9 protein-coding genes and 1 pseudogene are annotated in these 12,191 nt (G+C 61.6%); 1 reads left to right on the forward strand and 9 read right to left on the reverse strand.

Annotated features, from left to right (window positions below; translation table 11 throughout):
- Positions 1-83 precede the first annotated feature (83 nt).
- Positions 84-1,133 (forward strand): annotated as a pseudogene (locus tag X727_RS1000000166525) (polysaccharide pyruvyl transferase family protein); the annotation flags it as partial.
- Between the two features lie 225 nt (positions 1,134-1,358).
- Here the strand turns inward: X727_RS1000000166525 and X727_RS149555 are convergent.
- The 9 genes from X727_RS149555 to X727_RS149515 all read right to left on the reverse strand — a co-directional run bounded on the left by X727_RS149555 (position 1,359) and on the right by X727_RS149515 (position 11,994).
- Positions 1,359-2,822 carry a lipopolysaccharide biosynthesis protein gene (locus tag X727_RS149555; RefSeq protein WP_023834382.1) on the reverse strand — a complete coding sequence of 488 codons (1,464 nt, stop codon included), beginning with the start codon at positions 2,820-2,822 and terminating at the stop codon, positions 1,359-1,361.
- Positions 2,819-3,988: a glycosyltransferase gene (locus X727_RS149550; protein WP_023736209.1), complete on the reverse strand. Its 1,170-nt coding sequence runs from the start codon at positions 3,986-3,988 to the stop codon at positions 2,819-2,821. The genes X727_RS149555 and X727_RS149550 overlap by 4 nt, the downstream gene beginning before the upstream one ends.
- A 221-nt stretch (positions 3,989-4,209) precedes the next feature.
- On the reverse strand, positions 4,210-5,451 hold the full coding sequence (locus X727_RS149545; protein WP_023736210.1) for a glycosyltransferase: 1,242 nt from the start codon (positions 5,449-5,451) through the stop codon (positions 4,210-4,212).
- Positions 5,452-5,674: 223 nt separating this feature from the next.
- Positions 5,675-6,754, reverse strand: a complete 1,080-nt coding sequence (locus tag X727_RS149540; RefSeq protein ID WP_023668804.1) for a glycosyltransferase — start codon at positions 6,752-6,754, stop codon at positions 5,675-5,677.
- 31 nt (positions 6,755-6,785) lie between these two features.
- Positions 6,786-8,117 (reverse strand): UDP-glucose/GDP-mannose dehydrogenase family protein, encoded by a 1,332-nt coding sequence (locus X727_RS149535; RefSeq protein ID WP_023668805.1) that lies wholly within the window; start codon positions 8,115-8,117, stop codon positions 6,786-6,788.
- 55 nt (positions 8,118-8,172) lie between these two features.
- Positions 8,173-9,072: a glycoside hydrolase family 16 protein gene (locus X727_RS149530; protein ID WP_023834383.1), complete on the reverse strand. Its 900-nt coding sequence runs from the start codon at positions 9,070-9,072 to the stop codon at positions 8,173-8,175.
- A gap of 121 nt (positions 9,073-9,193) precedes the next feature.
- Complete coding sequence (locus X727_RS149525; RefSeq protein WP_023668807.1) at positions 9,194-9,589, reverse strand: hypothetical protein; 396 nt, start codon at positions 9,587-9,589, stop codon at positions 9,194-9,196.
- Between the two features lie 127 nt (positions 9,590-9,716).
- The gene (locus X727_RS149520; RefSeq protein WP_023703574.1) at positions 9,717-10,739 is read right to left on the reverse strand and encodes a glycosyltransferase family 2 protein; all 1,023 of its coding nucleotides are present in this window, start codon (positions 10,737-10,739) and stop codon (positions 9,717-9,719) included.
- Between the two features lie 130 nt (positions 10,740-10,869).
- Complete coding sequence (locus X727_RS149515) at positions 10,870-11,994, reverse strand: nucleotidyltransferase family protein (RefSeq protein WP_023834384.1); 1,125 nt, start codon at positions 11,992-11,994, stop codon at positions 10,870-10,872.
- Between the last annotated feature and the right edge of the window lie 197 nt (positions 11,995-12,191).

Genomic DNA, 12,191 nt, shown 5'->3' on the forward strand with positions numbered 1-12,191 from the left:
TGGCGTGGGTATTTTCGGTCACCATGCCCGTCCTAGGCACCGCAGGCCACGCCGCGGAATCTGCTGACGAAATGAGGTATCCCATGAAGATCGTCGTTGAAAACACAGTCTGCCTGAATACCGGGGATGCGGCGATTCTGCTGGCGATCCGCCACATTCTCAAGACGATCGTGCAAGGCGACGTGCGGTTTGCCGTCTTCGACAGCCAGCCCGAGGTTGCGGAACGACTCTATCCGAAGACGGATTATCCCGACCTCGAATTCCATAAGCTGCTGTCGGAATCCCTGTTCCGATACAAGAATGGCAGCGGGCTGAGGGACCGGTTCAAGCCGATCTACAATCGGCTCGTTCTCCAGGCCCTGCGCTGGTTTGGCAGCAGCGCGCTAGGCAATTTTTTCAGCCATCGCGACCGGCGCGGTCTCGATATCTACGCCGACGCGGACATGGTGGTCACCACAGGGGGAACCTATCTCGTCGAGAACTACAATCTCGAACGACGCCTCAATCAGTTCAGGCTCGATGCCGTATTTGGCAAAGATCCGGTCTTCTTCACGCAATCCCTCGGTCCGTTCGACAAAAGTTACAACCGCCAGGAGCTTGGCCCGATCTTTGACCGCAGTCCGCTCATCCTGTTGCGCGACGAACGGTCGCGGACCCATATCCGGGACTTGGTGAAGGATCTCGGCAAGTGCCACGTGGTGGCCGATGCCGTATTCGCCTTGGCCGATACCGACAGGATCCGCAAGCGTCTCGCTTCCAGCCAGCCGCCGGCGTCGACGGGCCGCGTCGCTATTTCGGTCCGCCACTGGAACTACGTCAGCGACGGTGAGGGCGGCATGCGCCGCTATCTGGATTCGGTCCGCGAGATCGCCACAATTCTTGTCAGGGACCTTGGCAAGGAGGTGACCTTCGTCTCCACGTGTCAGGGCGTGCCGGAATATGCCCATGACGATTCCAAGACCGCACAGGCCATCGTTGCCGAGCTCGATCCTGAGATCGCCAGCCACGTGACAGTGGACGCTTCGTTCCACACGCCGGACCAGTTGATGGCGCTGGTGAAGGGCTTCGACTTCGTCGTCGCGACGCGCATGCATATGATGATCATGTCGCTTTGCGTCGGCACGCCGGTGCTGCCGATCGCCTACGAGTTCAAAACCAAGGAAGTGGCCAAGCGAATCGGTGTCGACGATGTGCTGCTCGACATCGACACCGTGACGCCCGAAGAGGCGCGCGAAAAGCTCGGCCGATTTGCGGGAAATCTCGACCGCTATCGCAAGACAAGCCTTCAGGCCGTGCTCGAAGAACATGCTTCGGCAATGTCGGCCACAAACCTGCTGGCGCCGCTGATCGCCGGCCGCTCAGCGGATATTGCGCGCGGCGTTGGACAGGGTGGTGAACAAAGCGCGTCGCGACTGCGGGACGGCAAGCATGAAAACGAGACCGATGCCGTAGTTGAGGGCAAGCGCCAAAAAGACCGCGAGCAGGTCTGACCGGCCCGTTAGAGACGCCGGCAACCACAGGTACAGGAACCAGGCAAGCAGGGACGAGGCGATGAAAAGCCCCTGCATGAGCAGGAAGTCGGCGGCGGTCACCGGACCGACGCGATGGACCAGTAGCGCCAGCACGGGAACGCGCAGCACGTAACCGCTGATGGCATAGGCCGCGGCAACGCCGACGGCGCCCCAGTGCAGGCCAACGACGAAGGCAGCGACGGTCGTCAGCGACGAATAGATGCCCCAATGGAACATGGTCTTCGTCTTGCCCTGACAGATGAATATCCATCCCGTCGTGCTTGAAACGGACTGGACCAGGCTGGCGATGCCCAGCCAGGCAAAGATCGGTGCGACCGGTGCCCAGCCCGCGCCGAAGAGAAGTCCGACGATCTGATTGGAGGTCAGCGTCAGCGCCGCGATGCCCGGCATGGTAACGGCCGCCAGCATCCAGTTGGTGCGCACATAGATATCGCGAAAGCGGGCCTTGTCATCGTGGATGCGGCTGAGCAGCGGCACCATGACCCGTGTAAGCGGCTGGTTGATGTTCTGAAGCGGGAACAACAGGAGCTTGTAGGCGCGGTCGTAATAGCCGAGTTCGATCGCCCCGGAATATTTTCCGATGAGAATGTTGTCGAGATTGCGCGAGAAGAAGTTGGCGAGGTTGAAGCCGGTCAGGTTGGCGCCGAACGACAATATATCGGCATCGACCTTCAGGTCCGGCCGCAAAGGCGTCCAACGCGCCACCAGCCAGGCGGCAGCCAGGGCGATAGCTGCCGAAACCGCCGGGCCGATGACCAGCGACCAGTAGCCCAACCCCGCATAGGCCGCGATCGCGGCGGCCAGAAGTCCGGCGGCGGCGCTTATCACGTCGTTCAGTGCGAGCTGGCCGAACTGCAGGTGCCGGTTCATCAACGCCAGCGGCACTGCGGCGAGACTGCCGAGAAGCAGCGGCAGGGCGGAGCCAAGGGTGATGCCGGACATACGTTGATCGCCATAGAACGCGGCGATGGCAGGCGCCAGGCCGGCCACTACCACGGCACTACCCAGCCCGACGAGCGCGCTGATCCAGAACACCTGGTTGAGCTGCTGGTTGCTAATGTCCTTGCGCTGAACCACAGCCTGCTGCAGGCCCAGATTCTGAAGCAGCCCGACGAAGGCCACGATCGGCCCGACGGAAGCCACCAGACCGAAATCCTCGGGGACGAGCAGACGGGCCAGCACGATGACGGAGAGAAACTGGATCGCCATCTTGAAGCCCTGGGCGCCGATGGTTACCAGCCCGCCGCGCAGGGCGACACGACCGAACTGGGGGGGCGGATTGGCGTTCATGCAAGCGACCTCGTTTCGCCAAGCCGCATGGCGATTTCCACGAAATGTTGGTTCAGCAGATCGGAGTTGAACTCGGCCTCGATCTTCTTGCGCGCTGCGAGAGCGATCTCTTCACACGGCTTCGGATTCTCGGCGATCCAGGCAAGCTTTCCGGTCAGCGCCGCAACGTCCCGCTCAGCCACGAGAAAACCCGTCTTGTGATCATCGATCAGTTCAGGGATCCCGGAATGATACGTGCTGACCACCGTCAGGCCGGCGGCCATCGCTTCCATCAGGGAAACCGGAATGCCTTCCAGATCGCCATCGCGGGCGCCGACGCTGGGCAGCAGGAACACATGCGCATCGCGCAGACGCTGTTTGACTTCGCTGTGCGGCCGGGGCCCAAGAAAATTCACCCTGTCGGCAATGCCAAGCTCTGCGGCGATCCCCTTCAGCTGCTCGAGAAGTTCTCCGCCGCCGATCACCGAGTAGATCCAGTCTCGCCGCGGCAGGCCAGCAAGCGCGCGAAGCGCATATTCGATGCCCTTCTTTTCAGTCAGGCGGCAGACCGAGATGAAGGAGAGCGTAGCCTGCTCCCATGAACGCCACCGATAGTCGATGTCACTCGGCCGCACCCCCATATGGTGAACCACAACCTGCTCCGGCGATGCACCGACCTCAATCAAGGCATCGCGGAAAAACGCATTCACCGGCAGTTGAAGAACGCCCTTTTCGAACACAATCTTGTAGCGCGCGAGCGTATTGTCATGCAGCGGTTCGCCGACATCACGGCCGTGAAATATCGTCACCAGGGGAGCGGAAATCCTCCCGCGCTTGATCGCGCGGGCCACGCGCATGCCGTTGTTGCCGAAATGGGCAACGATGACGTCGGCGCCCTGCAGTTTTCGCGCATGAGCAATGTCGATGGCGGTCGAGAGCTTGTCCCAGAACCTGCCGGACCACTTCCTGAGCAGCGGGCGATAGCGACCCAGGCCACCCCACCAGCATACGACCTTTCCTGGCAACGCCTGCCAGCGCGGATCATCGATGTTGCTGTCCCTGCCGAAGGACGTCTCGTTGCAGACGACGCCGACTTCCATGCCGCGCTCAAGGCATCCGGCTATCTGGTCGAGAACAAAGGTTTCGGACAATGAGGGAAACTTGTCGACTACAAAGCAGATCTTCATCGGCAGGATGCGCTCGTCCGGGGAGCCGGTGTCCCTTTGACAAAAGCCGGGCCGAAGACAGGGTGGCGGAAGCACAAGACATGCAGCATGGAACTCTACCGCTGTTGGCCCACCCGCAGGAACGTTAGTACAGGTCTTGCTGCACTGCAACATTTTTGGTGCAGTGTAGCAAGATTTCCCTCAGCTTGGCGTGCCTGCCGATCAAACGCAGAGGAGCAGTGTCAGCCGGCAGATGAAGGATCCGCCAAGCCCTCGGAAACGCCGACATGACCGGTGGGTGCATGCGCAGGGCTCGATGTGGCCAGTTGGGTAACGATCTGCGCAAAACGTTCATTCAGAACATCTGCGTTGAAGTCCTCCTCGACTTTGCGGCGTGCGGCAAGCGCGATACGCTCGCATTCGGTCGGGTGCTCCGCGGCCCAGGTAAGCTTGCCGGCAAGCGCTGAAATATCTCGCTCGGGCGCAAGCAACCCCGTCTCCCCATCCTTGATGAGCTCCGGGATTCCCGAATGATACGTGCTGACCGCAATCAATCCGGCGGCCATGGCCTCCATGAGCGCGACCGGAATGCCTTCCATATCCCCGTCGCTGGCAGTGATACTTGGCAGCAAAAAGAGATGCGCCATGCGAAGCCGTCTTTTCACCTCTGCGTGAGGGAGGCTGCCGAGGAATGTTACGCGACCAGCCAAGCCCAGCTCTACGGCCAGCTTCTCCAGATTCATCCGCAGAGGACCGTCGCCAACAATGTCGTAACGCCAGTCTAGCTGCGGCTGGGAGGCCTTGAGGGAGGCCAGGGCTCGCAAGGCGAACTCGACGCCTTTCTTTTCGACCAGGCGGCAAACCGTCGTCACGACCAGTTGGGTGCCTTCCCACGATTCCCAGCGATAGCCGATTTCGCGGGTGTCAATTCCCATATGGTGGACCGTCGTGCTCGCCTGGGACAGGCCGGCTTCCAGCAGCATCGTGCGGAAGTAATCGTTGACGGGCAGGTTCAGGGTCCCATGCTTGGTCAGCCCGGCATATTGTGTCGCGAGCACTGCCTGCCGCGCCGGGATCGCCACGTCCGCGCCGTGAAAGATGGTTATGATCGGTGGTTTGAGCACCTTCCATTTCTTCAGTGCGGCTGCTCTCTCGCCGTTCTGTCCGAAGTGGGCGACAATCACGTCGCAGCGGTTCAGGCGGCGTGCAAAGGCGATGTCGAGAACGGTCGAGGCCTTGTATCGCAGACGCGGCGGCAGACGCTGTACAAATTTGCTGATTACAGCGGCCCATCGCCACCAATGTCGGGTTCTGGCGAGCAGCGTCGCCATCGGCTCGCTTTGCCGGTCAATTCGGTGGTCACCTTGCATCTTTTCGCAGACCACTTCGACCTGAAAGCCCCGCGCCAGCAGCCCAGCCATCTGGTCCACGACGAAGGTTTCCGAAAGCAGAGGGAATTCGCCGACGACAAAGCCCACGCGCATGACCCGCCCATAAGGTTGGGGCTTGCTCGGACCAAGCGGTCCATATCGCACAAGCCCTAATGTAGACAGGCAGAATACACGTTGATTGCTGCAGTGCCACAAAATATTGCACTGCAGCAATTAAAAGTGATCCGGACGGGCGCACGACGCCTGGACCTGGCTAACGGGAACTTTGCGCGACCACGGTCGTGCAGCGTCTCAGCTGAAATGCAACACGACGCGTTTAGGCTGCGCGCTCCAAACCGACACGTCTTGCGCGGTCGAGAACGCCCATGAACGTTGCGAACTGGCTGTCGGGGTTCATCTGCCGCCGCTCCGAAAACTGACGTGCTGTCGCTGACAGCCGCTTGTACTCGGCCTCATCGCTCCACAGCCGCCTGATCGTTGCGACCCAGTCGGCGAGCGGGGCGTCGTAGTCCAGTACCACGCCGCCGGCGCCGATCGCTTCCGGCAGACCGCCGCGCCGCGAGCCGACCACGGGAATGCCACTACAATGCGCTTCCGAGGCCACCCGGCCCCAGGCTTCTTCCCATTTGCTGGGCGCAAGCAGGATTTTCGTGCGGCCGTAGACCGTCTTCATGTCGCTGGTGCGGCTTTCCAGCTTGACGTTCTGGAGGGGAGAGATTGTTGCTTCGATCCGGGCTCGATGATCGTCGTCGAGCTTCCAGCTTTCGACGAACAGGAACGGGATCTCGGGACAGGCGGCGGCAATGCGCACCGCAAGATCGAAGCCTTTTTCCTCATATGGATTGATGAGCGTGACAAATTCACCGGTCGTCGGTGTGCTGTAGAACGCGGGATTGATGGTCGGCGGAATAACCGTCGAATCGATATCGAATTTTGCCTTATAGGCGCGCGCGGTGAACTCGGAGTTGGCGATATAGACCGCCGAATGGAGCTCACGCAGATCGCCGGCCAATTCGTCGAATTCGACATTCCTCAGATAGACGGTCAGCGGCACGCCAAGCCTCTGCAGCTCTCTGCCGATCGGCACCGAATTGTGGCACTGCACGACCGCGACATCCGGCCTCAACTTTTTGACGGCGAAGTCGGCCGCTTCCCAGGGGAACCACGCCCGTACAACCGGATAGCCCGGGAAATTGTCGATGACCGCGCGCTGACGAAGGAGCTTCATCTTGGCGCGCGCCCTGAAGCCGAACATGCCGTCGCCGAACAGCGCTGCCAGAACGGATGCCTCGTGACCGTTTTCGCGCAATTGCTCGACCAGGTGGTGGGTGCTCGACTGGACGCCCCCGCTGAATTGCGGCGTGTAGCCGGTGCCGCCTGCAAACAGAACTTTCATGAACCTGGCTCCGCGTTGTGCCGCCCTGCCTTCACGCCGCCATCCTGCCGATCGAGAAATACTCGATGCCGTGACGGGCGATGACCTTGGGATCATAGAGGTTACGGCCATCGAAGATGACCGGCGTGGTCAGGGCATCCTTCACCGCGTCGAAGGACGGGGCGCGGAAACTCTTCCATTCGGTGGCGATCAGCAACGCGTCGGCGCCGCGCAGTGCCGCCTCCTTGGTGCCGCACAACAAAAGGTCGTCGCGCAGGCCGTAGATGGCCTGGCATTCCTGCATCGCCTCGGGGTCGTAGGCCTGCACATTGGCGCCGGCCTGCCACAGCGCCTCCATCAGGACGCGCGCCGGCGCCTCGCGCATGTCGTCGGTGTTGGGCTTGAAGGCGAGGCCCCAGAGCGCGAAGGTCTTGCCCTTGAGACTGCCCTTGAAATAACGGTGCACCTTGTCGAACAGCACCGACTTCTGGGCATTGTTGCGCTCCTCCACGGCGCGCAGCAGCTTGGCGTCGAACTTGACACCTTCGGCGGTCTTGATCAGCGCGCGGACATCCTTGGGAAAGCACGAACCGCCATAGCCGAGGCCGGGATAGATGAAGTGGTAGCCGATGCGCGGATCCGAGCCGATGCCCTTGCGTACCTCCTCGATGTCGGCGCCGAGCTGCTCGGCCAAATTGGCCATTTCGTTCATGAAGGAGATCTTGGTCGCCAGCATGCAGTTGGCGGCGTACTTCGTGAATTCGGCGCTGCGCACGTCCATCACGATCATCTTCTCGTGGTTGCGGTTGAACGGCGCGTAGAGCTCCCGCATCACCGCCTCGGTGCCCTCGCTGTTGGTGCCGACAATGATGCGGTCAGGCTTCATGCAGTCGGCGACGGCGGAACCCTCCTTGAGGAACTCAGGATTGGAAGCGACGTCGAAAGCCAGGTCCTGGCGCCCGCGCGCCTTCAGCGTCGCGGCGATTTTGGCCTTCACCTTTTCGCAGGTGCCGACCGGCACGGTCGACTTGCCGACGACGATCTTGGGACCGTCCATCTCGCGGCCGATGGTCTCGGCCACCGCCAGCACATATTTGAGGTCGGCCGAACCATCTTCGCCGGGTGGCGTGCCGACCGCAATCATCTGGATCTCGCCATGCTTGACGCCGGCGGCGGCATCGGTGGTGAACTTGATGCGGCCGGCGGCGTGGTTCTCCTTGACCAGGGCCTCCAGTCCCGGTTCGAAAATCGGCACCAGGCCCTGGTTGAGCCGCTCGACCTTCTTTTCATCGACATCGACGCACACCACCTGGTGCCCGACCTCCGCCAGCACCGCGGCCTGCACGAGACCGACATAGCCAATTCCAAAGACCGTCAAATTCATTCGGGTTAATTCCTGTTCACGCCCTTTGGCCTTATATAGCCGGGCCGGTTCAGATCTACTTTATGCTGCTTACACTGCATGCCAGCGATTCCGGAAACTGGCACGGCTGGCCGAGCGCGGTGAAGGCGACGCGCTGCACCTGCATCGTCACCTGGCGGCCGGGGTCGGAAAAGGCGCCCATCCAGTTTTTCAGCGTGTCGCTGCCCCAGAGGCTGAAGAATATCTTCTGCGAGTGGGTCGGCAATTGCTCGGGATTGGTCACTTCCTGGACCAGCTTGCCGTTGACGTACCAGCGCAGCCGGTCCTTTTCCCAGATAAAGGCATAGTCGTTGAAGCCCTTGTCGGCGCCGCCTTCGACCTCGGCCAGCTTCTCGTTCTTGGGCTTGCCGGCGATGTAGCTGTTGACCTGCACCTTGGATGTATCCTTGGTCAGCACCTCGAAGTCGATCTCATACCAGGGCTGTTTGTCGGCAGGGCCGATATAGGTGAAGAAAGCGGCGTTGAGACCGGATCCGGTGTCGGTCTTCATCCGTGCTTCATAGGTCCCATAGCCGAAGCGCTGCTTGGTCTGGATCTCGGCGCAGGCGAACTCGCGGTCCTTCAGTTTGCGCTTTTCGAAGCCGAGCGTCAGCATGTTGTCGGAAAATTTTACCAGGCTTTTCGACCAGGTGCAGTTCTGGTGATTGCCGTTCGACCAACCGTCGGAGACATACCAGCGCGAACGATCGAAACTCTTGAAATCGTCGACGAAGGACGGTGCGCTTTGCATCTCCGGGGAGGCGTCCTGGGCGCGGGAGGGGTGGGCGGCGCCGAGCAGAGCTGCGGCTGCCGCCAACAGAAGCGCACCAACGGATAGAAGACGCGTTGGGTTTACAAGACGCATTGGCCGATTTGGCCGCGTCGAAATCATGGCATCCATTGCCGCCATGGGCGTCGTCTTCGGATCTGCGTTCATATCAATTCACCTTTGTGCTGTTCCGCCCCAACCCAAAGTCACCGATTGGCCCACATTGCTAACGGGCCGATCCCGATCCTCCGTCCCCGAACTTTCTCTTCTGTGTCTCGTGTGACCGTGTTCAGCCGAAGCGACCTGCGGGTTTGACATATTCCCCGTGCGAATCAGAACTCTGGCCATCCTCGCCGACGATCGCGTCGAGTGAATGACGCAGTTCCTTCATCCGGCTCGTCTGGCGCACCAGCTCGGCGATGCGCTGTTCGCAGTTCAGGATGGACTTCGTCAGCTCGCCGACTTCCGACAGCTTGCGTGCCGACGCCGAGCCGTTCTCCATCGACTCGACCAGGAAGGCCGCGTTGGTGGACTTCGACCGGTAGCGGGCCTCCAACCCGGTCTTCTCGGCCGCAATCTCGGCCGTGATCTGATCCAACAGCTTTGCCAGACGGTCGAAACGCGCCAGATCGGTCTGCTTGTCGCGCGCTGGGTCCCTGGACCTGAAGCCGAAAATTGAAGCCATCCGGTTGGCCTTCCAAAATTGCTGCACCGCAACATACAGTGCCATCGTCGGGGCGTATAGGCAACCTCCGAGTTTCAGAAAGGCAATTTTTTCAGCCTTGCGGCCGCCGTCCCGGACTTGGCGGAGCCTACTTTTGCGCCGCCGTGTTGGTAGCGGCCATGAGGAAGCGCAAGGGCGGCACCGGCTGCTGCCGCGGGGACAGACCGGCGTGGCGAAACAACGCATCGAGCTTGTCGGCGGCCACGCCGACAACGATGGGAATGAAGTTCGACTGGCTGGCCAGCGCATAGGCGGCGGCAGACGCCATGCCGCGCTCGGCCTTCACATCGAGAAAATTGCGCAGCCGGTATTTGTCACGCACATGCCGCTCGTGCTTGCGCAGCAGGGCCTTGGAGCCTTCCGGCAGGCTGTCGATCTCGAGCAGTGCCAGATCCGCATCGGCGAGGCGCTTCAGATCCTGTGTCTTGTGGCGCCCGCTCAACGAATCGGCGCGCACGATCGCGCCATAGCCGCAGGAACGGATGACCTTGAAGCGTGCGCCAAGGGCAAAGGCGCGAGCGTAGAGTTCGTAATCTTCGCCGAGACGCAGGTTCTCGTCGTAACGCAGCCCATGCCTGTCGAGGAAAGCCCTTGATATCACCGGCTTGAGAAAGCCGAGTTCGCCGCGCTGGACACGCCGTCTGGAGATGTTGCCCTCGATGAATCGCTCGAAGTCGAGGAATTCCGGGTCCGCCGAAAAGGACGGGGCGACGATCTTCGAGACATCGGTCGCCGTATCGTCACGGATCAGCATGATGTTGTCGGCGGCGAAATCCCAGTCGGCGCTGGCAAACAGCTGGCGAAACCGTCCCTGAAGGAAGAAATCGTCGGCGTCGAGAATGCTGATGAAAGGTGATTTCGACCCGGCAATGGCGGTATTGCGGGCGAAGGACGGGCCGCGATTGGCGTCGAGCCGGATGACCGAAAGCCGGCCGCTGCCATCATCGGCAGCGCTGGCCACCTTTGCGGTGTCATCGGTGGAGGCGTCGTCGACGACGACGACTTCCGCCACCTCCGGCTCGCGCAGCGCCGAGGCGATGGCTGCGGGAATGGTCCGGGCCGCGTTGCGCGCCGCGATGATCACGCAGACCCGGGATTCTGTCATGGACATAGGGTGGCCTTTCGATTGCATAAAGTGTCGCGAGGCCCCTCGCCCTCCCGGCGCGCGGCGCCGGACCCCGATCCATCCCCAGCGGATCGGGACGGAACGTTATCTGCCTGCTGCATGACGACCCTCATCGTCACCGGCTTTCCCGCTCGAAAATCCGCCGGCTGAGGTCGGCTGACGCGGCCCAGCCGGCCTCGGTCAGGTAGCGGACAGGTTCGCGGCCGCACAATTCCCACAAAACGGTGCGCCGTTGCGGCCATCTGAGCGACGACAGCCACGGCGCGATGACCATGTGGAACAGGTCTTCATTGCCGATGCGTGACAGGATCCTGGTGGCCCGATCCGACAGCAGCGTGCCGGCGCCACCAAGCAGCACATCGGCGGCGCGCAGGCCCAGCAGCAGGGTGTCGGCCAGCCCCTGCTCGGCCGCGTAGTCGAGCACAGTCTGCTGCTCGGCCTCGCTCAGCCGACTGGCAGCGGCCCGGATATCGCAGACATAGCCCGCGCATGGCTCGCGGTTGAACAGCGCCTTTGCGACACTGATGCAGGACAGAAGCAAAGTGTCGGAGGCCGAGATGAACGGCACGCTGGAGCCGGCGATCGCAAGCGCGCGCTTGCGGCGCAGGAACCCTTCCGTATCGCGCGGGCTGGGCGATCCCGGCTGCTGGAGCCGGTAATGGAGATCGACGGTGGACAATTTCCGACCTTGGCTGCGAACCATGTGCTGCTCGCCCAGAAAGCGCACCCACCAGACGGAGCGGGACTTGCCGGCGACCTCGTAGCCGATCGAGCGCAGCGCATCGCGAGCTCTAAAGAAGCCGGCCGGCGACACCAATATGTCGACATCTCCGGACGGCTTCATGAAATGGTCGCCAAAGAGCAGTTGCTGCTGGAGGGGCCCCTTCAGGAACACGAAATCGATGCCGCTGCCGCGCAGCGCCTTGTCGATGGCCATCGAATCCATGATGCCGGACGAGTTCATCGCAATCGTGCGCCGGCGATAAGTGTCGAGCCACTCGAGCAATCCCGGCGGCGTCTCGCCCGCCGGTGGGCGCGACAGCGCCTTCAGCATGAAGGTGGCGACCTTGTTCAGCCTGGCGATGTCGCAAACATCGGCAACGGAGATGGCCGGTGCAGGCGCGGTGCTGGGGCTCGCCCCGGAGGCGAAGAACAGCCGCAGGCACGCCTGCACATAGGCCACTTCGTCGGCGCAGCCAGCGGCGCGCAACCTTTCGAAGGTCCCTTCCTGCAAGGCCATCTGCTGCAGCATCTCCGCAAAAAATTCGCCAGGCGCGTTATATTGCAAGTGCGAAGCAAAGCATCGCCAAATTCATGCGCCGCGTCCAGTTTTTTCCTCGGAGACAATTTTCCTGCAACCTGTACGTCTAACGACACAGTCGTACAACGATGCAAGGCGTCGCCTGATCGGAGCCTATGCCCGACACGTCATCAACA

It is taken from the genome of Mesorhizobium sp. L103C105A0, from assembly GCF_000502215.1.
Taxonomy (GTDB): Bacteria; Pseudomonadota; Alphaproteobacteria; order Rhizobiales; family Rhizobiaceae; genus Mesorhizobium.

Bases quoted from the DNA above. Each gene is read 5' to 3' on its own strand.
- X727_RS149555 (WP_023834382.1), bottom strand. From the start codon at position 2,822: ATGAACGCCAATCCGCCCCCCCAGTTCGGTCGTGTCGCCCTGCGCGGC.
- X727_RS149550 (WP_023736209.1), bottom strand. From the start codon at position 3,988: ATGAAGATCTGCTTTGTAGTCGACAAGTTTCCCTCATTGTCCGAAACC.
- X727_RS149545 (WP_023736210.1), bottom strand. From the start codon at position 5,451: ATGCGCGTGGGCTTTGTCGTCGGCGAATTCCCTCTGCTTTCGGAAACC.
- X727_RS149540 (WP_023668804.1), bottom strand. From the start codon at position 6,754: ATGAAAGTTCTGTTTGCAGGCGGCACCGGCTACACGCCGCAATTCAGC.
- X727_RS149535 (WP_023668805.1), bottom strand. From the start codon at position 8,117: ATGAATTTGACGGTCTTTGGAATTGGCTATGTCGGTCTCGTGCAGGCC.
- X727_RS149530 (WP_023834383.1), bottom strand. From the start codon at position 9,072: ATGAACGCAGATCCGAAGACGACGCCCATGGCGGCAATGGATGCCATG.
- X727_RS149525 (WP_023668807.1), bottom strand. From the start codon at position 9,589: ATGGCTTCAATTTTCGGCTTCAGGTCCAGGGACCCAGCGCGCGACAAG.
- X727_RS149520 (WP_023703574.1), bottom strand. From the start codon at position 10,739: ATGTCCATGACAGAATCCCGGGTCTGCGTGATCATCGCGGCGCGCAAC.
- X727_RS149515 (WP_023834384.1), bottom strand. From the start codon at position 11,994: ATGGCCTTGCAGGAAGGGACCTTCGAAAGGTTGCGCGCCGCTGGCTGC.